The sequence below is a fragment of the Flavobacterium potami genome (genome assembly GCF_020026915.1).
Classification (GTDB): domain Bacteria; phylum Bacteroidota; class Bacteroidia; order Flavobacteriales; family Flavobacteriaceae; genus Flavobacterium; species Flavobacterium potami.
In genome coordinates, this window is the sequence record NZ_JAINUY010000003.1 from 153494 (window position 1) to 177544 (window position 24051).

At 33.2% G+C, this 24051-nt stretch carries 19 protein-coding genes; 2 read left to right on the top strand and 17 right to left on the bottom strand.

Annotated elements, in window-relative coordinates; all coding sequences use genetic code 11:
* Positions 1 to 59: 59 nt before the first annotated feature.
* The 7 genes from acs to K6T82_RS10305 all read right to left on the bottom strand — a co-directional run bounded on the left by acs (position 60) and on the right by K6T82_RS10305 (position 10778).
* Positions 60 to 1970, bottom strand: a complete 1911-nt coding sequence (gene acs / locus K6T82_RS10275; protein ID WP_223705847.1) for an acetate--CoA ligase — start codon at positions 1968 to 1970, stop codon at positions 60 to 62.
* Positions 1971 to 2465: 495 nt separating this feature from the next.
* A complete protein-coding gene (ilvC, locus tag K6T82_RS10280; RefSeq protein WP_223705848.1) occupies positions 2466 to 3935 on the bottom strand; it encodes a ketol-acid reductoisomerase in 1470 nt (489 codons plus the stop codon).
* 60 nt (positions 3936 to 3995) lie between these two features.
* The gene (gene ilvN / locus K6T82_RS10285; protein ID WP_144212769.1) at positions 3996 to 4517 is read right to left on the bottom strand and encodes an acetolactate synthase small subunit; all 522 of its coding nucleotides are present in this window, start codon (positions 4515 to 4517) and stop codon (positions 3996 to 3998) included.
* Positions 4518 to 4602: 85 nt separating this feature from the next.
* Positions 4603 to 6291 (bottom strand): biosynthetic-type acetolactate synthase large subunit, encoded by a 1689-nt coding sequence (ilvB, locus tag K6T82_RS10290; protein WP_223705849.1) that lies wholly within the window; start codon positions 6289 to 6291, stop codon positions 4603 to 4605.
* Positions 6292 to 6480: 189 nt separating this feature from the next.
* Positions 6481 to 8154, bottom strand: a complete 1674-nt coding sequence (gene ilvD / locus K6T82_RS10295) for a dihydroxy-acid dehydratase (protein ID WP_223705850.1) — start codon at positions 8152 to 8154, stop codon at positions 6481 to 6483.
* Between the two features lie 271 nt (positions 8155 to 8425).
* On the bottom strand, positions 8426 to 9544 hold the full coding sequence (gene leuB / locus K6T82_RS10300; RefSeq protein WP_223705851.1) for a 3-isopropylmalate dehydrogenase: 1119 nt from the start codon (positions 9542 to 9544) through the stop codon (positions 8426 to 8428).
* A gap of 58 nt (positions 9545 to 9602) precedes the next feature.
* On the bottom strand, positions 9603 to 10778 hold the full coding sequence (locus K6T82_RS10305; RefSeq protein WP_179004526.1) for a 2-isopropylmalate synthase: 1176 nt from the start codon (positions 10776 to 10778) through the stop codon (positions 9603 to 9605).
* A gap of 155 nt (positions 10779 to 10933) precedes the next feature.
* On the opposite strand from K6T82_RS10305, the gene K6T82_RS10310 reads away from it, so the two are divergent.
* A complete protein-coding gene (locus K6T82_RS10310; RefSeq protein WP_223705852.1) occupies positions 10934 to 12478 on the top strand; it encodes a hypothetical protein in 1545 nt (514 codons plus the stop codon).
* 233 nt (positions 12479 to 12711) lie between these two features.
* On the opposite strand, the gene K6T82_RS10315 is transcribed toward K6T82_RS10310, so the two are convergent.
* Positions 12712 to 13569: a penicillin-binding transpeptidase domain-containing protein gene (locus K6T82_RS10315; protein WP_223705853.1), complete on the bottom strand. Its 858-nt coding sequence runs from the start codon at positions 13567 to 13569 to the stop codon at positions 12712 to 12714.
* 21 nt (positions 13570 to 13590) lie between these two features.
* Positions 13591 to 15246: a M1 family metallopeptidase gene (locus K6T82_RS10320; protein ID WP_223705854.1), complete on the bottom strand. Its 1656-nt coding sequence runs from the start codon at positions 15244 to 15246 to the stop codon at positions 13591 to 13593.
* Between the two features lie 168 nt (positions 15247 to 15414).
* Here K6T82_RS10320 and K6T82_RS10325 point away from each other — a divergent pair, with 168 nt between their 5' ends.
* The gene (locus tag K6T82_RS10325; protein WP_223705855.1) at positions 15415 to 16113 is read left to right on the top strand and encodes a carbohydrate-binding family 9-like protein; all 699 of its coding nucleotides are present in this window, start codon (positions 15415 to 15417) and stop codon (positions 16111 to 16113) included.
* A 65-nt stretch (positions 16114 to 16178) separates the two neighbouring features.
* On the opposite strand, the gene hisIE is transcribed toward K6T82_RS10325, so the two are convergent.
* The 8 genes from hisIE to hisG all read right to left on the bottom strand — a co-directional run bounded on the left by hisIE (position 16179) and on the right by hisG (position 23851).
* Positions 16179 to 16775 carry a bifunctional phosphoribosyl-AMP cyclohydrolase/phosphoribosyl-ATP diphosphatase HisIE gene (gene hisIE, locus K6T82_RS10330; RefSeq protein ID WP_223705856.1) on the bottom strand — a complete coding sequence of 199 codons (597 nt, stop codon included), beginning with the start codon at positions 16773 to 16775 and terminating at the stop codon, positions 16179 to 16181.
* A gap of 41 nt (positions 16776 to 16816) precedes the next feature.
* Entirely contained in the window at positions 16817 to 17572 is a 756-nt protein-coding gene (gene hisF / locus K6T82_RS10335) for an imidazole glycerol phosphate synthase subunit HisF (RefSeq protein WP_223705857.1), read from the bottom strand.
* 86 nt (positions 17573 to 17658) lie between these two features.
* Complete coding sequence (hisA, locus tag K6T82_RS10340; protein ID WP_223705858.1) at positions 17659 to 18381, bottom strand: 1-(5-phosphoribosyl)-5-[(5-phosphoribosylamino)methylideneamino]imidazole-4-carboxamide isomerase; 723 nt, start codon at positions 18379 to 18381, stop codon at positions 17659 to 17661.
* A gap of 88 nt (positions 18382 to 18469) precedes the next feature.
* Positions 18470 to 19060: an imidazole glycerol phosphate synthase subunit HisH gene (gene hisH, locus K6T82_RS10345; protein ID WP_223705859.1), complete on the bottom strand. Its 591-nt coding sequence runs from the start codon at positions 19058 to 19060 to the stop codon at positions 18470 to 18472.
* 95 nt (positions 19061 to 19155) lie between these two features.
* Entirely contained in the window at positions 19156 to 20292 is a 1137-nt protein-coding gene (hisB, locus tag K6T82_RS10350) for a bifunctional histidinol-phosphatase/imidazoleglycerol-phosphate dehydratase HisB (protein WP_223705860.1), read from the bottom strand.
* A gap of 119 nt (positions 20293 to 20411) precedes the next feature.
* Positions 20412 to 21461, bottom strand: a complete 1050-nt coding sequence (gene hisC / locus K6T82_RS10355; RefSeq protein WP_223705861.1) for a histidinol-phosphate transaminase — start codon at positions 21459 to 21461, stop codon at positions 20412 to 20414.
* Positions 21462 to 21565: 104 nt separating this feature from the next.
* The gene (gene hisD / locus K6T82_RS10360; protein ID WP_223705862.1) at positions 21566 to 22849 is read right to left on the bottom strand and encodes a histidinol dehydrogenase; all 1284 of its coding nucleotides are present in this window, start codon (positions 22847 to 22849) and stop codon (positions 21566 to 21568) included.
* A gap of 144 nt (positions 22850 to 22993) precedes the next feature.
* The gene (gene hisG, locus K6T82_RS10365; protein WP_223705863.1) at positions 22994 to 23851 is read right to left on the bottom strand and encodes an ATP phosphoribosyltransferase; all 858 of its coding nucleotides are present in this window, start codon (positions 23849 to 23851) and stop codon (positions 22994 to 22996) included.
* Positions 23852 to 24051: the final 200 nt, after the last annotated feature.

The window sequence follows — 24051 nt, forward strand, 5'->3', positions numbered from 1 at the left end:
TGAAACAAAAAAAATGCCTCTTAAAACTAAGAGGCATTTTTTTTATAATTACATTTCACTTAAGAAATTCTTTCTTTCGTAATTTGTTCTACTACTTCTGGATTTAATAAAGTTGAAGTATCTCCAAAGTTAGAGAAATCTCCTTCTGCAATTTTACGTAAAATTCTACGCATAATTTTTCCTGAACGTGTTTTTGGCAAACCAGAAACGAATTGTATTTTATCTAATTTAGCGATTGGTCCAATGTGATCTGCAATATATTGATTGATCTCTTTAGATAAATTTTCTTTATTTCTAACCTCTCCAGTTTCCTTTAGAATAACATAACCGTATAATGCATTTCCTTTGATATCGTGAGGGAAACCAACAATCGCAGATTCTGCAACTGCCGGATGCTCGTTGATTGCATCCTCAATTGGAGCTGTTCCTAAATTATGACCAGAAACAATTACTACGTCATCTACTCTACCAGTAATTCTGTAATAACCCACTTCATCTCTTAGTGCTCCATCACCTGTGAAATATTTTCCAGGAAAAGCAGAGAAATAAGTTTCTTTATAACGATTGTGATCACCCCAAATAGTTCTGGCAATTCCAGGCCACGGAAATTTAACACACAAACTTCCAACTACTTGATTTCCTTCAATTTCGTTACGCTTTTCATCCATCAAAACAGGCTGAATTCCTGGTAAAGGTAAAGTTGCGTAAGTTGGTTTCGTCGGTGTTACAAATGCAATTGGCGAAATCATGATTCCACCAGTTTCCGTTTGCCACCAAGTATCTACAACCGGGCATCTCTTATCTCCAACGTGGTCATTGAACCAGTGCCAAGCCTCTTCGTTGATTGGTTCTCCAACAGATCCAATAACTTTAAGAGATTTCAAAGGATATTTCTGAATATAATCTAAACTCTCTTTTGCTAAAGAACGAATTGCTGTCGGTGCAGTATAGAATTGCGTAATTTTATGTTTTTCGATAATTTCCCAGAAACGGCTAAAATCTGGATACGAAGGAACTCCCTCAAAAATTACAGTCGTTCCACCATTTAATAATGGTCCGTATAAAATATATGAATGTCCAGTAATCCAACCAATATCAGCTGTACACCAGAAAATATCATTTTCTTCGTGACTGAAAACATTTTTAAAAGTATACGCTGTATAAACCATGTAACCAGCAGTGGTATGGACCATCCCTTTCGGCTTCCCTGTTGATCCTGAAGTATATAAGATAAACAATGGATCTTCTGAATCCATAATTTCAGCAACACTATTATCTAAAGCTGCATCCAAAAGTGGCTGTAACCAAATGTCGCGACCTTCTTTCATTTTTACCTCTGTCTTAGTTCTCTTAGCAACTAAAACTTTTGTAACAGAAGGACAAGTTTCAAGAGCTTCATCTACAATTCCTTTTAAATCAATTGTTTTATTTCCTCTGTAACCTCCGTCAGAAGTGATTACCATTTTACATTCACAATCATTAATTCTCGCAGAGACTGCAGAAGCAGAAAATCCGGCAAAAACAACTGAATGTATAGCTCCAATTCTAGCACAAGCCAAAACAGCGACTGCCAATTCAGGAATCATTGGTAAATAAATACAAACTCTATCTCCTTTGCGAACACCTTGGTCGCGAAGAACATTTGCCATTTTTGATACTCTTTCGTATAATTCGTTATACGTTATATGTAAAGCTTCTTCAGAAGGATCGTTTGGTTCAAATATAATTGCCGTTTTATCTCCTCTTTTGCTTAAATGTCTATCGATACAATTTTTGGTAATGTTAACTTTAGCTTCTGTAAACCATTTTACTTCGGCTTCAGCCATATTAAAATCAACTACTTTTTCCCATTGTTGGTACCATGTGAAATTTTCCTCAGCTATTTTTCCCCAAAATTTTCTTGGCTCTCTTATTGACTTATTGTAATGCTTGAAATATTGTTCTAAATTTTCAATTTTGTAATAGCTCATCGTTTGTTGAATTTTTTTATAAATGTATTAAATCTGAACGTATTCTTAAAATAATTTAATTCATAAATTTTATCAAAAAAAAACATTTATTTAATAAAATATGATAATTATTTGCATTTGTTTTAAAACTTTATTTTCTAAAACAAATTAAAAAGGAAAAAAAGGCATAATAAATAGATACTATGCCTTTTTTAGTTTAACAAATTTCAATAACAATTAATGTTGTAAACTGTATTATCAATGTTTTTCTCTATTTTGAAAATAGCAGCATCATTATTAATTAGAATAGAAATTTCAACAAGTATATTTTATTAAATATACCCCATTATGAGGGATTAGCTTCACTTAACTTACTCTCACAGAAGTTAAGTGAATGCAATATGCATCTATATCTATTTAATGTTAATAAGTGCTTACTAATTCAAAATATTACAAATCATTGATACAGTGCAAATCCCGCAAAATCGAATTCTGCGGGAATTCCCAATTTTTTAATTATCCAATTTTCTTCATTGCTGTCATAGACTCTCTCAACCAAGCTCCTACTTCTTCGATAGGATGCTGACGAATTTCTCTGTTTACAGCAATAAGTACTGCATTATCTACTCCGTTTGAAGTTGAGAATGGTTTTCCGATAATGTTAGTTTCTACTTTTTTCATGAATTCAGTCAATAATGGCTTACATGCATGATCAAATAAGTAACATCCGTACTCAGCAGTATCAGAAATTACACGGTTCATTTCGAATAATTTCTTTCTTGCAATTGTGTTAGCAATCAATGGCAATTCGTGTAATGACTCGTAGTATGCTGATTCTTCGATAATTCCAGCCTCTGTCATTGTTTCGAAAGCTAATTCAACACCAGCTTTTACCATTGCGATCATTAATACTCCGTTATCAAAATATTCTTGTTCTGAGATTGGAGCTTCTTGTGGAGCTGTTTTTTCGAAGTTAGTTTCTCCTGTTGCAGCTCTCCATTTCAATAAGTTAACATCATCGTTCGCCCAGTCAGCCATCATTGTGCTAGAGAATTCTCCAGAAATGATATCGTCTTGGTGTTTTTGGAATAATGGACGCATGATATCTTTTAATTCTTCAGCTAATTCGTAAGCCTCAATTTTTGAAGGATTGTTCAAACGATCCATCATATTTGTGATACCTCCGTGTTTCAAAGCCTCAGTTATAGTTTCCCATCCAAATTGGATTAATTTTGAAGCATAAGCAGCATCGATTCCTTTTTCAACCATTTTATCGAAACATAAAATAGATCCCGTTTGCAATAAACCACAAAGAATAGTTTGCTCACCCATTAAATCTGATTTTACTTCAGCTACGAAAGATGATCTTAAAACTCCTGCTCTGTGTCCACCAGTTGCTACAGCGTAAGCTTTTGCCTGATCTAAACCTAAACCGTTTGGATCGTTTTCTGGGTGAACAGCAATAAGAGTTGGAACTCCAAATCCTCTTTTGTACTCTTCACGAACCTCAGAACCTGGACATTTTGGAGCACACATAATAACAGTGATGTCTTTACGAATCTGCATTCCTTCTTCTACAATGTTGAATCCGTGAGAATAAGCCAAAGTAGAATCTTTTTTCATTAATGGCATAATAGCAGTTACCACAGCTGTATGCTGTTTGTCTGGTGTAAGGTTACAAACTAAGTCTGCAGTTGGAATCAATTCTTCGTAAGTTCCTACTTTGAAACCATTTTCAGAAGCATTTTTGAAAGAAGCTCTCTTTTCAGCAATTGCATCTGCACGTAATGCATAAGAAATATCTAATCCAGAATCTCTCATGTTTAAACCTTGATTCAAACCTTGTGCTCCACAACCAACAATTACAACTTTTTTTCCAGCTAATGCTGCAATTCCGTCTGCAAATTCTGATTGCTCCATAAATTCGCAAACTCCTAATTGTTCTAATTGTAATCTAAGTGGTAATGTATTGAAATAATTTGCCATTTTTGTTTTAATATTTAATGAAATGAAATTTAATAATTGATATATATAACTAAGATTGTATTATTTAAAGGTTTCTAACAAAGCTGAAATTTCCATTTTTTGTTTTGAAACCGAAATTCTTCCAGAACGTACAAACTGCATAATTCCGTAAGGTTTGAATTTTTCGTATAATTCTTCAATTTCAGAACGTCTACCTGATTTTGAAATCACAAAGAAATCACGAGAAACCGTTACAATTGTAGACTGGCTTTCTTTGATAATATTCTGAATTTGTTTTTCATCGAATAACAAACTTGAAGCAATTTTAAACAATGCATTTTCTAAGAAAATAGTTTCTTCATCTGTATGATAAAATGCTTTTATAACTTCAATTTGTTTCTCAATTTGCCCAACGATATTCTGAACCCATTTCTCTGTAGTATTTACTACAATGATAAATCTTGAAACATTCTCTATTTCTGATTCAGAAACATTTAGACTTAATATATTAATGTGACGCTTTAAGAATATTCCAGATATTCTATTCAACAATCCAACATTATTTTCTGAGTATACCGATATGGTAAATGTTTTATCTTCCATTTTTCTTTTAGTTTTATTTGTTTCAGGTTTAAAGTTTCAAGTTGCTTAACTTGGAACATGAAACCTGAAACTTGAAACTTTTTTCTTAGCTTAATCTAATTTCTGAAACACAAGCTCCGGTTGGAATCATTGGGAATACATTATTCTCTTTTTCCACCATGACTTCCAAGAAGTAAGATTCTTTTGAAGCCAGCATTTCTGCTACTGCCGCATCTAAATCATCACGTTGTGTTACTTTTTTAGATTTTATATGGTATCCTTCTGCAATTGCAACAAAATTTGGATTAATCATTTTTGTTGATGCATATCGGTTGTCAAAGAACAATTCCTGCCATTGACGTACCATTCCTAAAAATTCATTATTTAAAATAACAATCTTAACAGGAACTTGAGTTTGGAAAATGGTTCCCAATTCCTGAATTGTCATTTGGAATCCACCATCACCAATAATGGCTACAACTTCGCGTTCTGGTTTACCCATTTTTGCTCCAATTGCTGCTGGAAGTGCAAATCCCATTGTTCCTAAACCTCCAGAAGTAATATTACTTTTTGTTGAGTTGAATTTTGCATAACGGCAAGCAAACATTTGGTGCTGACCAACATCTGTTACAATAATTGCATCACCTTTTGAATGTTTATTAATCATTTCAACAGCTTCTCCCATTGAAATTCCTTTACCATTTGTCGGATTTAATTCTTCTTTAATTACTGTATTGAATTCTACTTCTTTTAAAGCTTTAAATTCATTATGCCATAAATCGTGAGATTTTGCATCTAATAAAGGTAGTAAAGCCACTAAAGATTCTTTAACATCACCTAATACAGCTACTTCTGTCTTAACATTTTTATCAATTTCTGCAGGATCAATTTCGAAGTGAATTACTTTCGCTTGTTTTGCATACGTGTTTAAGTTTCCTGTAACACGGTCGTCAAAACGCATTCCGAAAGCAATTAAAACATCACATTCGTTAGTCAATAAATTAGGAGCATAATTTCCATGCATTCCTAACATTCCAACATTTAATGGGTGATCTGTTGGTAAAGCAGAAAGTCCTAAAATAGTCCATGCAGATGGAATTCCAGATTTTTCAATTACTGCTTTAAATTCAGCTTCTGCTTGACCTAAAATAATTCCTTGTCCAAAAACGATTAAAGGTTTTTTTGCAGAATTGATTAAAGCAGCAGCTTCAGCAACCTTGTCTAAGTTCAATTTTGGAACTGGAATATAACTTCTAATTCCCGTGCATTTTTCATAACTAAAATCAAACTCATCAAACTGAGCATTTTTAGTAATATCAATTAATACAGGCCCTGGACGTCCAGAACGAGCAATGTAAAATGCTTTTGCAATAATCCCAGGAATTTGAGAAGCTTCAGTTACCTGAAAATTCCATTTTGTAACTGGAGTTGAAATTCCGATTATATCAGTTTCCTGAAATGCATCAGAACCTAATAAATGTCTTCCAACTTGTCCTGTAATACAAACCATTGGAGTTGAATCAATCTGAGCATCAGCGATTCCGGTAACTAAATTAGTTGCCCCTGGTCCAGAAGTAGCAATCGCCACTCCTACTTTTCCTGTAGCTCTTGCATAACCTTGAGCTGCATGCGTTGCACCTTGTTCGTGACGAACTAAAACGTGGTGTAACTGATCTTGAAATTTATATAATTCATCGTAAACCGGCATGATTGCTCCACCTGGATAACCATAAACCAAATCTACTCCTTCTTCTAACAAACATCTTATAACGGCTTCTGCCCCTGATATTCTCATAGTATATTGTTTTTTCAATATCAATGACAATGTCAAAAATCAATATCAAAATTCAATGGCAATATTTTAAAATCAATTTCAATTATAAATTTTAAATTGATCTTTTTGTATTTCTATTTTTTATTGCAATTGATATTGATTTTTGAAATTGTTATTGTCATTGATATTGATTTTTGTAATTGTTTTTAATTAATTGTCGGTAACGCAACCTGTAGAAGCGCTTGACACCGATCTAGCGTATTTCAATAAAACTCCTCTGTCAACTTTTAATTTCGGCTGAACCCAAGCCGCTTTTCTAGCTGCAAATTCTTCGTCAGATATCTTCAGGTCGATTGTATTTTTCACAGCATCGATAGCGATTAAATCTCCATCTTTTACTAATGCAATACCACCACCGTCATATGCTTCTGGTGTAACGTGACCTACCACGAAACCGTGCGAACCGCCCGAGAATCTACCGTCTGTAATTAGTGCACAGCTGCTTCCTAATCCAGCACCGATAATGGCAGATGTAGGTTTTAGCATTTCAGGCATTCCCGGACCACCTTTTGGCCCACAACCTCTAATGACGACTACATTACCTGGTTTAATTTTTCCGGCTTGAAGACCTGGAATTACTTCAAACTCACCTTCAAACACAACAGCTGGTCCTTCGAAATATTCTCCTTCTTTACCACTGATTTTTGCAACAGCACCTTCAGAAGCAAGATTTCCGTATAAAACCTGAATGTTTCCTGTTGGTTTTAATGCTTTTTGAATTTCATGAATTACCTCTTGTCCGTCTTGTAAATCTGGAGTTGAAGCTAAATTCTCAGCCACTGTTTTTCCTGTTACAGTCAAACAATCTCCATGGATCAATCCAACTTTTAATAGATATTTCATTACACCTGGAATTCCTCCAACTTCATGAATATCTTCCATCATATATTTTCCACTTGGTTTCATGTCAGCAAGAACAGGAGTTCTGTCATTAATAGCTTGAAAATCATCCAAAGTAATTGTAATACCAACAGAATGTGCCATTGCAATTAAGTGCATAACAGCATTTGTAGAACCTCCTAAAACTGCTACGATTGTAATAGCATTTTCGAAAGCTTTACGAGTCATAATATCTCTTGGCTTAATATCTTTTTCTAATAAAATTTTAATTGCTTTTCCAGCTGCAAGACATTCGTCTCTTTTCTCCTGACTTAAAGCAGGATTAGAAGAACTATATGGCATACTCATTCCTAATGCCTCAATTGCAGAAGACATTGTATTTGCAGTATACATTCCGCCACAAGCACCAGCTCCTGGACAAGCATTTTGAATTACACCTTTAAAATCTTCTGGAGTAATTTCTCCTTTTACTTTTTTTCCTAAAGCTTCAAAAGCAGAAACGATGTTTAAAGATTCTCCTTTCCATTTTCCTGAGTGAATAGAACCTCCGTAAACCATCATAGACGGACGGTTTAATCTTCCCATTGCGATTAATGCTCCAGGCATATTTTTATCACAACCAGGAATTGCAATAATACTATCGTACCATTGTGCTCCCGCTACTGTTTCAATAGAATCTGCGATTACATCACGAGAAACTAATGAATAACGCATACCTTCAGTTCCGTTAGAAATACCGTCACTGACGCCAATGGTATTAAAAATAAGTCCGACAAGATCTGCATCCCAGACACCTTTCTTAACATCTTGTGCTAAATCATTCAGGTGCATGTTACAAGTGTTACCATCGTAACCCATGCTCACAATACCAACTTGTGCTTTCTTTAAATCTTCTTCAGTTAAACCAATTCCGTACAACATTGCTTGCGCCGCAGGCTGTGTTTGATCTTGAGTGATGGTCTTGCTGTACTTATTTAATTCCATTATTGCTTTTATTTATTTTAATTTTTTATTCAAAAAAAAACCTTCCAAGTATTTGGAAGGTTTGTAATATAGTTTTTCAATTATATTTATAACATTCCCGATGCAGATGTGTGAATCACATTGACAACAACGACAGAAGTAATAATAATTGAGGTTTGCATCTCTTATTTTTTTAGTGTTACAAAAGTATAGAAACTTTAGCAACTAAAAAAATAAAATCTCAACATTTCCGATACTTCTTGTTATTTAATTCACGTTTTAACAAAAAATATTAAACAATTGTCGATTGTCCAATACTTACGTTGTCATTATTAAAATACAGCAAATCGTCTTTGCTAAAAATAAAATTAGAAACGAACTCTCCTACTTCGTTTGTTCCGAATTTTGAATCTGGCTTCAAATCAACTGTAACCACTTTGTATTCAATTGCTTTCTCTATCGCTTTGTAGATTACATGCGCTTCTTTAGTTAATCCAAAATGCTCTAACAAAAGCGCTGCTGCTAAAATAGAGGCAATCGGATTAGCAATGTTTTTCCCTTTTGCTTGCGGATATGATCCGTGAATTGGTTCAAACAAAGCATTTTTTTCACCTAAAGAAACCGACGGCAACAAACCAATAGAACCTGTAATTACACTTGCTTCGTCTGATAAAATATCTCCAAACAAATTCTCAGTTAAAATCACATCAAATTGTTTCGGATTTAAAATCAACTGCATTGCAGCATTATCCACAAATAAGAAATCAAGTTTAACATCTGGATAATCTTCGCTCACTTTCTGAACTACTTTTCTCCATAATCTTGAAGTTTCTAAAACATTTGCTTTGTCTACCATCGTTAACTTTTTGCGACGTTTTTGTGCCGATTTAAAAGCTAAATGCGCAATTCTAGTGATTTCTTCTTCTGAATATTCACATAAATCTGAAGCATGTGTTCCTTCTTCATTAAGTGTTTTAGTTCCAAAATAAGCTCCACCAGTTAATTCTCTAAAAATGGTAAAATCAGCTCCTTCAATGATTTCTCTTTTTAAAGGAGAAGATTCTATTAAGGCTTTATAAGGTTTTATAGGACGTATATTAGCAAATAATCCTAATTCTTTTCGCAGTTTTAATAATCCTTGTTCTGGACGAACCTTTGCGTTTGGGTTATTATCGTATTTAGGATCTCCAATTGCACCAAGCAATACTGCGTCTGTATTTAAACACAGATTCAGAGTCTGCTCTGGTAAAGGATTTCCTGTTTTATCGATAGCAACCGCTCCCATCAGCGCTTCTTCAAAAACAAATTCATGATTATACACTTCGCCAATGGCGTACAAAGCTTTCTTAGCTTGTAAAATTACTTCAGGCCCAATTCCATCTCCTGGTAAAACTGCAATTTTTAAATTCATAATCCCTCGCTATTTTATGTCTTTAAATCCTTATTGTTCCTAGTTTATTTTTGAAATATTAACTTCTAATTAATTCACCTTCTATTTTAGAAGCTTCAATAATTTGGTGGATATCTGCATCTACAACTTCTTTTTTAATGTCAGCAAACTTTAAGAATTCGATGTAAACGATATCTAATTGTGTTTTTGTTAATTCGTAACCTACTTTTTTAGCACGGTAAGCCAAAGCTGCTCTTCCGCTTCTTGCTGTCAGAATGATTGAAGATTCGTTTACACCAACTTCAAGCGGATCCATGATCTCATAAGTTGCTCTGTTTTTGATCACACCGTCTTGGTGAATTCCAGAACTGTGTGCAAAAGCATTTGCTCCTACAATCGCTTTATTTGGCTGAACAATCATTCCCATACTTTCAGAAACCAAACGACTCATTTCGTTCAATTCTCTTGTATTGATGTTTGTGTCTAAATTTAAATAAGGGTGTTGTTTGAAAATCATTACTACTTCTTCAAGCGCAGTATTTCCAGCTCTTTCTCCAATACCATTAATAGTACATTCGATTTGTCTTGCTCCATTTATAGCTCCTGCGATAGAGTTTGCAGTTGCCATTCCTAAATCATTATGACAGTGACATGAAAGGATTACATTTTCGATTCCTTTTACGTTTTCTTTTAAGTATTTAATTTTTGCTCCGTACTCTTCTGGAAGACAGTATCCAGTAGTATCAGGAATATTCAATACAGTTGCACCAGATTTAATAACCTCTTCACAAACTTTTGCTAAGAATGCATTGTCTGTTCTACCAGCATCTTCTGCGTAGAATTCTACATCTTCTACATAAGATTTAGCGTGAGATACAGCATATTTTGCTCTAGCAATAATATCTTCAGGCGTAGTTTGTAATTTGTGGAGTATATGAGATTCTGAGGTTCCGATTCCAGTATGGATTCTAGGTTTCTTAGCGTGCTTTAAAGCAGCTGCAGCAACATCAATGTCGTTTTTTACGGCTCTTGTAAGTCCGCAGACGGTTGCATTTTCTACAATTTTACAAATCTCAGAGACCGATAAAAAATCGCCTGGACTTGACACTGGGAAGCCTGCTTCGATAATGTCAACTCCCATTTTGTCTAGTCGTTCTGCGATAACTAACTTTTGCTTAGTATCTAACTTACATCCTGGAACTTGTTCACCATCTCGCAAAGTGGTGTCAAAAATTTGAACTTTCTCTCTATTCATATTCATTTATTTAATGTAATTTCACATCTTGATAACAAATATATATTGTACTATCACAGTACGAAATTCATTTTAATGAAATTATACTGTTCATAAAACGATTTATACCCTATTAACTATTTTATTATCAATAAGTTACACTATTATTTTTTACAATGGCTAACCATCAAAAAGATTTCTTATTTGTTCTAATCAAATCACTTTCGAAATCAGAAAAAAGACAGTTTAAAATTTTTGCAAGCCGATTAGAGACAAGTTCAAATACAAAATTTATCGAGTTATTTAATATTTTAGATAAATCTGAAGTATACGACGAAAAGCTCATTCTTAAGAATGGCGTTATACAAAAAGCACAGTTATCTAACTTAAAATCATACTTATACAAGCAAATATTAGTCAGCATTAGGTTAAATATTCCCAGCCAGAATATTCGCTATCAATTGCGTGAACAGATGGATTTTGCTGTTATTCTTTATAATAAAGGACTATACAAACAAAGTTTAAAGATTTTAGACAAGACCAAACAACAGGCGCTTGAAAATGATGAAAAATATATGGCGTATGAGATTGTCGAATTCGAAAAATTAATCGAATCACAATATATTACTCGAAGTATTCAAGGTCGTGCTGATGAGCTGGTTGTTCAGGCCAAGGAATTGAACTATAGAAATACAATTTCTAGCAAGTTATCGAATTTATCTCTTCAGTTATACGGAATAATGCTAAAAACAGGTTACGTAAAAAGTGATGAAGAGTATAAATATATTGATGATTATTTCAACAGACACATTGCGAAACTAGATGAAAGTAAATTTGGTTTTAGAGAAAAATATTGGTTTTACAACGCCAGTCTTTGGAGAAGTTTTCTTGTACAAGACTTTTTAGCCAGTTATAAATTTGCTTACAAATGGGTAACCTTATTTTATGACAATCCGAACATGATTTATTTGAATCCGGTATTTTTCTTAAAAGGAAATCATTACTTTTTAGAATCCCTTTATATGTTAAAGTATAAATCAAATTTCAAGAAGTACCTGAATCTTTTAGAAGAAACCATCGCAGATCCAAAATTCCCTGTAAATGATAACATTGCATCACTTTCATTTTTATATGTTTACAACAATAAATTAAATCTACATATCTTGGAAGGAACATTTGCTGAAAGCGAATATTTGATTCCCGAGATTCTGGCCAAACTTAAAGTTCACAGCGAACATTTGGATGAGCATCACGAAATGTTGTTTTTCTATAAAATTGCTTCCATTTATTTTGGAAATGAAAAGTATAACGAATGCATCAATTACTTAGATAAAATCATTAACAATAAGAACTTAACGATGCGTGAAGATTTAATGTGTTTTGCCAGATTATTGTCTCTTATCGCACATTATGAGCTTGGAAAAGATTATTATTTGGAAAACCACTTAAAAAGCACGTATAAGTTTTTATTGAAAATGAATGACTTGCATGAGGTTCAGAAGGAAATCATCAAATTCTTGAGAAACCTTAATAATTTTTATCCGGCAGATATTAAAAATGAGTTCAAAAAAATGCGTACTCGTTTTATAGAACTTGAAAAGAATACTTACGAAAAAAGAGCTTTCTTATATCTAGATATCATTTCATGGTTGGAAAGTAAAATTGAAAATCGAAAAATTGCTGATATAATTAAGGAAAAGGCGAAGTTGAATAATCGTTGATTTAAATTCCAAAGTTTTCAAATTCCAATAAAAATGGCGTTAACAGGCAAGTTCTTAACGCCATTTTTGTCATTTCGAGGAATAAGAAATCGCACTCGAAACTCGACAAACTTTTCTTTACGGAATTACTAGTGTGATTTCTCCTTCGTCGAAATGACAAAACTATACGCAAAAACAAACCCGACAGGTTTTAAAAACCTGTCGGGTTTACTATTTTATAAATTATACAAAGTTTAAAAATTAGAAATCTGCAATTCCTTAAATACTGCTTTAGTAATGTCTTTTCGGCAACTTCCAAAATTAGCTTTGTTTTTATTTCTATTCTGTAAAAGTCTTGTGGCAAAAAAATAAGTATTATTTTCTTTTGTAATGTAGCCAACCCACCAGCCAATATTCAAACCATTTTCTCTAGTCCATCCTGTTTTTGAATGAATTTCATAGTTTTCGTTTTCTTCGCTTAGCATTACTTTTTTGACTATCTGCATATTTCTTTTTGAAAATGGTAATTTCTCATCATATAGCTTTTTTAGAAACTCAACTTGATTAATAGGAGAAATTCCAAATTCGCCAAAATTCCAGAAATCGCTGTCTTTTTGGGAGAGATTTACATTTCCATAATCACATAATTGTAAATACTTTTCGTAATTCTTCTTGCCTATTTTCTTTGCCAATTCGATAAAAACCCATCCAGCAGAAACTTCAAAAGCTTCTTTTACAGTCATATCATGATAAATTTCAGGTCTATAACCATACTTTATCGTGTCTGTTTTACCAATCCATTCTACGACGTCGTTCTCACTTTTTATTGTTTTTGTTTCAAGTGCAATAAGAAGATTAGCTATTTTAAACGTTGAAGCGGGCAATGTCTGCACATTAACATCTGATGTATCAGACAAAATCCATTTATGTTTTGTATTGTCATAAATAACAATTGAACCCGTTACATTGCAAGAGTCAAAATACTTTTTAAAATCCTGACGTACTACAACAGTATCTTTTACATCTGCCAAAACAGTATTTTCTTTTTTTTCTTTAGAAAGACAAGAAAGCAGCACTACACTTGTTAGAATCAAAAACACTTTGTACGTCATTGTTTAAATTGAATTTAAAACTTACTCTATAATATTAGAAGTAGTTACATAAAAGTTTTTATCTACTTCTAATTTTCTATCTTCATTTTCAGTTTTAACAGATTGCCAATCAGTTGTTGGTTTCAGCATTGTTTCAACACCGTTTATTTTTACTTTAACCGGCATATCAAATTTCGAAACGCAATTTGTCCAATGATAGCCTAAAGTTCCGTTTTTAAACATATATTCAAAAACCGGAATTTTAGTAGTTGTCAAATATTGAGCGTAAACTCTATTAAAGTTAATTCCAGATTGATCATTGATATAATCTTCAATTTGTTTAGAAGTTACCGTTTGATGATAAAAAGTTTTATTTAAACCTCTTAAAATCGATTTCCATTTTGCGTCGTCGTTTACAATCTGACGAATCGTATGCAACATATTAGCCCCTTTTGGATACATATCGCCTGAACCTTCATTATTCACATCATAATGACCAATAATTGGTTTATCATTTTCAATACCTTTTCTGCAACCAATAACATATTCAGCGCCAGCTTCTTTACCATAATAATATTCCAAGAAAAGACTTTCTGAATAATTGGTAAAACTTTCATGAATCCACATATCTGCAATGTCTTTGTAGGTAATATTATTTGCAAACCATTCATGTCCTGATTCATGAATAATGATGAAGTCAAACTTTAATCCCCAGCCAGTTCCACTCAAATCTCTTCCTAAATATCCTTTTTTATATTCATTTCCGTAAGTTACAGAACTTTGGTGTTCCATTCCTAAATAAGGAACTTCTACTAATTTATAACTATCCTCATAAAAAGGATATGGCCCAAACCAATTTTCAAAAGCTTTAAGCATTTTGGGAGCATCTTTAAAATGTTCTTTCGCTAAAGCCAAATTATCTCTCAAAACATAATAATTACAGTCTAAATCGCCTTTTTCGCCTTTAAAAACTTCAGAAAAATTTACATAATCTCCAATATTGACATTTACACCATAATTATTAATCGGGTTAGAAACGTACCAATTGAAAGTTTTTGTTCCGTCTTTTTCTTTCTTAACACTTTTTAATCTTCCGTTAGAAACTTCCGTTAAATCTCCTGGAACATTCACGCTGATTAACATATTCTCCACTTCATCATACATATGATCTTTACAAGGCCACCAAACGCTCGCACCTAGACCCTGACAGGAAGTAGCAATAAAGTCTTTTCCGTTTTTATCTTTTTTCCAAGAAAAACCACCGTCCCATGGAGCCCTAACAGCTTCTTTTGGTTTTCCTTCATATGAAATTACTATTTCTTTAGTATTGCCTACTTTTTGTTTTTCATTTAAAGTAATGAAAAAAGCGTTTCCGTCTCGTTCAAATTTAAGCTCTTTACCATTTTGGGTAACTTTAGTAATATTCATTGGTTGTTGCAAATCTATCTGCATTCTATTATTCTCTGTCAAAACAGTATAACGAACTGTATTTGAACCTGAAATAAATTTTTCTGAAGGATTTACTTTAATATCCAAATGATAATATTTCAAATCCCACCAAGCTCTTTCTTTTGTAATACTGCCACGCAAAGTATCTTGATGAGTAAAAACAGTTTCAGACTTATTTAAAAGTCCTTGTGCATTTGCAGTAAAACCAACTAAAAAGGCGATAAATGCGCCACCGAAGTATTTTTTCATTATTTATAAATTTGTAATAAATAAGGTAATTAAACCCGCTTAATCTTTAACAAATGTAAACATTCAGATCAAGATTTTTACATTTTTATAATTCGGAGCACAAAAAAATACAATCATATTCATAATTCTTCTTTATTTTAGTGTTTTTAAATTATCAGATTTCCAAATATGAGATATAATGTGGTTGTTTCTTTTTTAGTGGTGTTATTTTCGACAGGTTTAAATTCGCAAAACATTCCTGTTTACAAAGCCAAAAAACAAATTACTGTTGACGGAAACTTATCAGATTGGGAAACACCATTTTTAGGCCCTTTTGTAATTCATAATTCTGGACAAAAAGCTACGCAGGATACTTTTGTTTCACTTTCGTGGAATGAAGAAAACCTATATATTGCTTATAAGTGCACAGATTCAAACATTATCGGAAAATCTCAACCAAAAGATTCTCAGATTTTTTATACCGATGATTTAGTAGAAATATTTTTAGACCCTGATGGCGACGGCCAGAATTACATTGAAATTGGAGTAAATGCTTTTTCGACCAATTATGATTTACTTCTAAAATGTATTTCACCAGAATGTGGTGGATGGAGAACAGCAATGGATTTTGATATAAAAGGAATAGAAACAGTAAGTAAAATAAACTCTGGAGGTTATATTGTAGAAGTTAAAATCCCTTTTTCAAGTCTAGAAAAAATTGAAAACGGTGGTTTTCAGCAGCCAAGAATTGGCACAAAATGGAAAGGAAACACTTTTAGAATTGATTACGGTAACACAACCGAATATCTTGCATTACAACCTTATAAAAGTTTAAAGTTTGGATTTCATCAACCGAAGGAATTTGCGGTTTTTGAGTTTTTCGAGTAGGTTTAGTTTGTTTCAAGTTTCAAGTTGCTGAACAAAACTTGAAACCTGAAACTTGAAACTAAATTCTATTTCTGGCGTTTCTTTAAAACATCCACAACATCATTTAATTGATACCCTTTTGCTTGAAGCAGAATTAAATAATGAAACAATAAATCAGCGCTTTCGCTAAGAAATAAATCATCATTGTCATCTTTTGCTTCAATAACAACTTCTACGGCTTCTTCGCCCACTTTTTGAGCAATTTTATTGATTCCTTTTTCGAATAATGAAGCGACGTAACTTTTCTCAGAATCAGCGTTTTCTCTTCTGGTTTTGATAGTATTTTCTAATTGAGAAATAAAACCATAATTAGCCGAATTTGGTTCTTGCCAGCAAGTATCTGCTCCAGTGTGGCACGTTGGTCCGACAGGTTTTGCCTGAATCAAAAGCGTATCGCCATCACAATCATTTTTAATACTTACCAATTCTAAAAAGTTACCACTCTCCTCGCCTTTTGTCCAAAGTCTTTGTTTGGAACGGCTGAAGAAAGTCACTTTTTGAGTTTCTATTGTTTTTTGAAGCGATTCTTCGTTCATATAACCCAGCATCAAAACATTTTTTGTCTCTGAATCCTGAATTATAGCTGGAATTAATCCGTGTGCGCTTTTGATATCTATTTCCATATTAGTCTAAAGTTGTAAAGTCGAAAGTCTTAAAGTTAAAACTAAATTCGAACTTCTATATTGTTATTTCTTAGTTCTTGTTTCAACGCTTTGATTTCTATTTCTTTAAAGTGAAAAACGCTTGCTGCCAAAGCTGCATCTGCTTTTCCTTCTTTAAAAGAATCCACAAAATGTTGAATGTTTCCTGCACCTCCTGAAGCAATAATTGGAATATTTATTAATTCTGAAAGTTTAGCCAAAGCCTCATTTGCAAAACCGTTTTTAGTCCCGTCATTATCCATTGAAGTGAATAAAATTTCTCCTGCACCTCGCTCTGCGACTTCAACAGCCCAATCGAATAAATTTAGTTCAGTTGGTACTTTTCCGCCCACTAAATGTACAATCCATTGTCCGTCAATTTGTTTGGCATCGATTGCAACAACAACGCACTGACTTCCAAATTTCTGTGCCAAATCATTAATCAATTGCGGATTTTTTACTGCCGATGAATTGATCGAAACTTTATCTGCTCCGTTATTCAGCAGAATATCAACATCTTCTACAGATGAAATTCCGCCGCCAACCGTAAACGGAATATTGATTTTTTCCGCTACACTTCGTACCATATTTACAAGTGTTTTGCGTCTTTCTTCTGTTGCTGAAATATCTAGAAAAACCAATTCGTCTGCGCCTTCAGCCGAATAAATTTCAGCCAATTCTACAGGATCACCGGCGTCGCGCAAATCAACAAAATTGACGCCTTTTACGGTTCTTCCGTTTTTTATATCTAAGCAAGGTATAATTCTTTTTGCTAACATTTTTTTTAATGTGTCAATTTGAGAATTAGATAATTAGATAATTTTATGCAGTCGCTAAATAATTATCTAATTGACTAATTTTCTAATTATCTAATTATAAAATTCTCCAGTTGTTTCAAACTAATTCTTCCTTCATAAATTGCTTTTCCGATGATAGTACCTTCACAACCTAATTCAGCTAATTTTGGTAATTCGTCAAAAGTTGAAATTCCGCCAGAAGCGATTAGTTTTATGCCTGTAGCTTCTGATAAAATTTTGCTATACAAATCAAAACTTGGACCTTGAAGCATTCCATCTTTTGCAATATCCGTACAAATAACAAACTGAATTCCTTTTGATTGGTAGTCTTGAATGAATGGAACCAAATCTTCATTTGATTCTTCTAACCAACCTGAAACTGCAATCTTTTCATCTTTTGCGTCTGCGCCTAGAATGATTTTCTCCGTTCCGTATTCTGAAATCCATTTTTCAAATATTGCTCTGTTTTTCACGGCTATACTTCCACCAGTTATTTGGTTTGCACCACTTTCAAAAGCAATTCTCAAATCATCATCTGATTTTAATCCGCCACCGAAATCAATTTTTAAGCTTGTTTGCGTTGCAATTTGTTCTAGTATCTTATAATTGACAATTTTACTTGATTTTGCACCGTCAAGATCTACTAAATGCAGATATTCTATTCCATGGGTTTCAAATGATTTCGCCACTTCTAGCGGATTTTCATTGTAAATTATCTTAGTATCATAATCACCTTTGGACAAACGAACGCATTTTCCTTCAATGATATCTATGGCTGGTATTATTCTCATTTTTTTTAGTCTTAAAGTTTGAAAGTCGAAAGTCATAAAGTCCTTTTCTAACGTTCAAAAATTGATATTTTGATTGATTTTTGATATTTTAATTGGAATTTAAATTCAAGAAGTTTCCAAGTATTTTCTCTCCAACATCACCACTTTTTTCTGGGTGAAACTGCGTTCCATAAAAATTATCTTTCTGTAAAGCCGATGCATATTCAACATCATAATTGGTTTTAGCAATTGCATATTCGCAATTTGGCGCATAAAAACTATGAACCAAATACATGAATTCATTTTCAGAAATACCTTTAAACAAATCGGTTTTTAAATCATAAATCTGATTCCATCCCATTTGCGGCACTTTTACGTTGTTTGAAAATTTCAAAACATCGACATCAAAAATTCCTAAACCTTCTGTATTTCCTTCTTCTGTTTTATTACACATTAATTGCATTCCAAGACAAATTCCTAAAACAGGTTGTTTCAATTGCGGAATCAAACTGTCCAGTCCGCTTTCGCGAAGTTTTGTCATCGCCGAACTTGCTTCGCCAACACCAGGAAAAATCACTTTATCTGCCGCTTTTATTTCCTCAGGATTATTACTCAAAACTGCTTTAAACCCCAGTCTTTCAATAGCAAACATAATGCTCTGAATATTTCCTGCTCCGTAATTTATAATTACTATTTTCATTTTGTTTTTTGTTTGTTTTGTTTCAAGTTTAAAGTTTCAGGTTTCACGTTCTGTTGATCAACATGCAACTTTAAACCTGAAACTTGAAACAAATTTTAAAGCATTCCTTTCGTCGAAGGCAAAATCATTTTTTCGGTATCTCTTTTTACGGCTACTTTTATCGCTTTCGCGAAAGCTTTAAAGATTGCTTCGATTTTGTGATGTTCGTTGATTCCTTCTGCTTTGATATTTAAGTTAGCTTTTGCTCCGTCTGTGAATGATTTAAAGAAATGATAGAACATTTCTGTTGGCATTTTGCCCACCATTTCACGTTTGAATTCTGTTTCCCAGATTAACCAATTTCTTCCTCCGAAATCAATTGCAGCCTGCGCTAAACAATCATCCATTGGAAGACAAAATCCGTAACGCTCGATTCCTAGTTTATTTCCTAATGCTTTTGCGAAAACTTCTCCAAGCGCAATTGCCGTATCTTCGATTGTATGATGCTCATCAACTTCTAAATCGCCTTTAACCGTAATTTCCAAATCCATTTGACCGTGACGTGAAATTTGATCCAACATATGGTCAAAAAATGCGATTCCGGTGTCGATCTTGCTTTTTCCTGTTCCATCAAGATTTAAGTTGATGTAAATATCGGTTTCGTTTGTTTTACGAGTAATCGAAGCAGAACGTGCTTCTAATTTTAAAAACTCATAAATCTTCTTCCAATCCATTGACTGCAAAACAATCGTATCATTTAATTCTTCACGCTTAGATGAAATTTCAGTACTTCCTGCTCCATCTGTATCGTTCATGAAAATTGCTTTTGCTCCTAAGTTTTTAGCCAATTCAACATCCGTTAAACGATCTCCTAAAACAAAAGAGTTTTCTAAATCATATTCTGGATTGTTTAAATATTTAGTCAACATTCCAGTTCTAGGCTTACGAGTTGGTGCATTTTCTTCAGGAAAACTTCTGTCTACAAAGATTTCATCAAAAACAACACCTTCATTTTCAAATGCCTTTAGAATGAAATTTTGCGTTGGCCAAAATGTATCTTCTGGAAAACTATCCGTTCCTAAACCATCCTGATTGGTTACCATTGCTAATTCGTAATCCAATTCGGCTGCGATTTTAGCCAGATACTGAAAGGCTTTTGGATAAAATTCCAGTTTATCCAAACTGTCTAATTGGTAATTTTCAGGTTCTAAAACAATCGTTCCGTCACGATCGATAAAAAGTACTTTTTTCATAATATTTTTTGTTCTGCCACAGATTTCACAGATTTAATGGATTTTTCTTTTGCCACGAATTTCACGAATCTACACGAATTAAATTAGTGAAATTTGTGTAATTCGTGGCTTTATGTTTTTTAACTCAATGATTTTAATTCTCTAATTACAACCGCATTCTCTTCTTTTGTCCCGATTGTAAAACGAAGGCAATTTTCGCATAAAGGTTGTGTTGTTCTATTTCTGATAACAATTCCTTTTTCAATTAATTGATCGTATCTTTTGTTAGCATCATCCACTTTTGCTAAAATAAAATTAGCTTCTGTTGGATATACTTTTTCAACAAAACTTACTTCAAGCAAAACTTTAAGTAATTCTTCTCTTTGCTCTATAATAGAAGCTATTTCTTGTTTTATCTTTTCTGAATTTTTTAAACGTTCTTTCGCTCTTTGTTGTGTTAATTCGTTTACGTTATAAGGCGGTTTTATTTTGTTTAAAACTGAAATCACAGCTTCAGAAGCGTAGCAAATTCCTAAACGGATTCCAGCTAAACCATAGGCCTTAGAAAGTGTTTGAGTAATCACTAAATTAGGATAAGCATCAATTTCTGCCAACCAACTTTCTTTATCTGAAAAATCTATGTAAGCTTCATCAATCACAACCAAACCTTTAAAATTTTGAAGCAATTTCACCACACTTTCGTCTGAAAAAGAATTTCCGGTTGGGTTATTTGGTGAACATAAAAAGATGATTTTTGTATTGTCATCAACCGCTTCCAAGATCTTTTCTACTTGTGGTTGAAAATCTGTTGTCAACAAAACTTCTCTGTTTTCAACTGCATTAATGTTTGCCAAAACTCCATACATTCCATATGTTGGCGGCAGCGAAATAATATTATCTTTATTTGGTTCACAGAAAGCTCTGAAAAGTAAATCTAAAACTTCATCACTTCCATTTCCTAATAAAATCTTACTTTGCTTTGTCAAATTGTTTTTAGCCAGAATCGCCTTAACCGAATTCTGCTGTGGATCTGGGTAACGATTTACACCATTTTGATATGGATTCTCATTAGCGTCCAAAAAAATCATTTCAGCAGTATCAAAATCTTCAAACTCATCTCTTGCAGACGAATATGGTTTTAAAGATTTTACATTTTCACGTGTTATTGTATTTATATCGAAGGTACTCATTGTTTTTTTCTTTTTTAGAATATAGAAAATAGAGCAAAGAGAATAGACTTCATATCTTACTCATTTCTTTATTCTTTTCTCTATACTCTCTATTCTATGCTCTTTTACTCTAAACTCTTTAATCTCAAGGTCACTGCATTTTTATGCGCCTGCAACCCTTCAGCTTCGGCCATAGTTTCAATAGCTTTTCCTATGTTTAAAATTCCAGTTTTTGTGATTTTTTGAAAAGTCATTGATTTCATGAAACTATCCAGATTTACACCGCTGTAATTTTTAGCATAACCATTTGTTGGTAACGTATGATTTGTTCCAGAGGCATAATCTCCAGCGCTTTCTGGTGTGTAATTTCCAATAAAAACAGAACCCGCATTTACAATTCCATTGCAGTAGAAATCATCATATTCTGAACAGATTATAAAGTGTTCTGGGCCGTATTCGTTAATTAAATCCAAAGCTATTTGATCATTTTCTACATAAATTAGTTTGGAATTTTCGATGGCTTTTTCTGCAATTGCTTTTCTAGGAAGCACTTCTAATTGAGATTGCACTTCTTTCTCCACTTCATCAATCAGTTTTTTTGAAGTTGAGACTAAAATCACCTGACTATCTGTTCCATGTTCTGCCTGAGAAAGCAGATCAGAAGCTACAAAAGCTGGAACTGCAGTATCATCGGCCACAATTAATAGTTCTGAAGGACCTGCCGGCATATCGATTGCCACCCCAAATTGAGTAGCTAATTGCTTAGCAACCGTTACAAACTGATTTCCAGGTCCGAAGATTTTATATACTTTCGGGATTGATTGTGTTCCGAATGTCATACCTGCAATAGCTTGAATTCCACCCACTTTTAAAATTTTAGTCACTCCACATAAATTTGCAGCATATAAAATTGCTGGATTTATTTTTCCTTTTTTATCAGGAGGAGAACATAAAACAATTTCTTTACAGCCCGCGATTTCAGCAGGAACTGCTAACATTAAGACAGTTGAAAACAAGGGTGCAGTTCCACCTGGAATGTATAAACCAATTTTTTGAATTGGTCTTTTTTCCTGCCAGCAATCTACTCCTTCAATGGTTTCAAGTGAAACTCTTTCTGTTTTCTGAGCTTTGTGAAATTTGTAAATATTGTTCTTAGCCAATTGAATTGCCTCTTTTAATTCGTTCGGAATCAATTCAATCGCTTCATTTATCTCTTCTAAAGAAACTTCATAATTATCTTGTGAGATTCCATCAAAAATTGAAGTGTATTTTGCAACCGCTTCATCTCCTTTTTTCTGTACTTCTCTAAAAATCTCTTTTACCGTAACCTCAATATCATCAATAGTCTGAGTTGGTCTTTTTAATATTTCTGACCAGCTTTCTGGTTTTGGGTTGTCTATTTTATTCATTTTTTTTAATGCTTTTGGCTATAAGCTTTAGGCTTTGTTACTTTGTCTTTTTTAGGCTTTAAGCTTTAGGCAATAAGCTTTAAGCTTTTTTACTTTGTGATTTGGCTTAAAGCTTATTGCCTAAAGCCTACAGCGGGCGAAAGCCTACAATACCATTTTCTCAATTGGGCAAACTAGAATTCCTTCTGCTCCAACTTCTTTTAATTGATCGATTACATCCCAAAAAGTATCTTTATCAATTACGGAGTGAACACTGCTCCAACCTTCTTGTGCTAGCGGAAGAACTGTTAAACTTCTCAAGACTGGAAGAATTTTTCCAACTGCATCAATTTTATCATTTGGAACGTTCATTAAAATGTATTTTGAATTTCTAGCTCTTAAAACGGCCTGAATTCTAAATTTTAATGTATCAATGTGTTTTTGGATTTCTGGCGAAACTTTAGGAGAAACCGCTAAAACAGCTTCACTTTTTAAGATCACTTCAACTTCTTTTAAGTTGTTTTTGAATAAAGTACTTCCACTTGAAACGATATCTACAATCGCATCTGCCAATCCGATGTTTGGTGCAATTTCTACAGAACCTGAAATTTGGTGAATATCTACAGTTAAACCAAATTTACCGAAAAATTCATTTACCGTGTTTGGATAAGAGGTTGCAACACGTAAACCTGCTAAATCCTGAACCGAATTGTATTCGAATGTTTTTGGAACAGCTACAGAAACTTTGCATTTTGAGAATCCTAATTTCTGAACTACTTCGATTCCTTTTCCTTTTTCTACCAAAAGATTGTCGCCTACAATTGCTAAATCTACTACTCCATCAATTAGATATTGAGGAATATCTGAATTTCTTAAATACAAAACTTCAAGAGGAAAATTTGAAGCTTCTGCTTTTAATTGGTCGATTCCGTTGTTGATTGAAATACCGCAGTCTTTTAAGATTTGAATGCTATCTTCATTTAAACGCCCTGATTTTTGAATTGCAATTTTTAAAGTACTCATTTTTTTTAGTTGTTTGTTGGTTTAGAGTTTGAGTACAAAGAGAGTTAGAATTAAAAAACCCGTTTGATGTACTCAAACGGGTTTTAAAATATGATGATTTACACGCATACCATTAACACATCGCTTGAGAGCAATAATGTACATGATGATGATGTAATTGAATTGAAATCATGATTTGTTTTGTTTTTTACTTCTTTGAT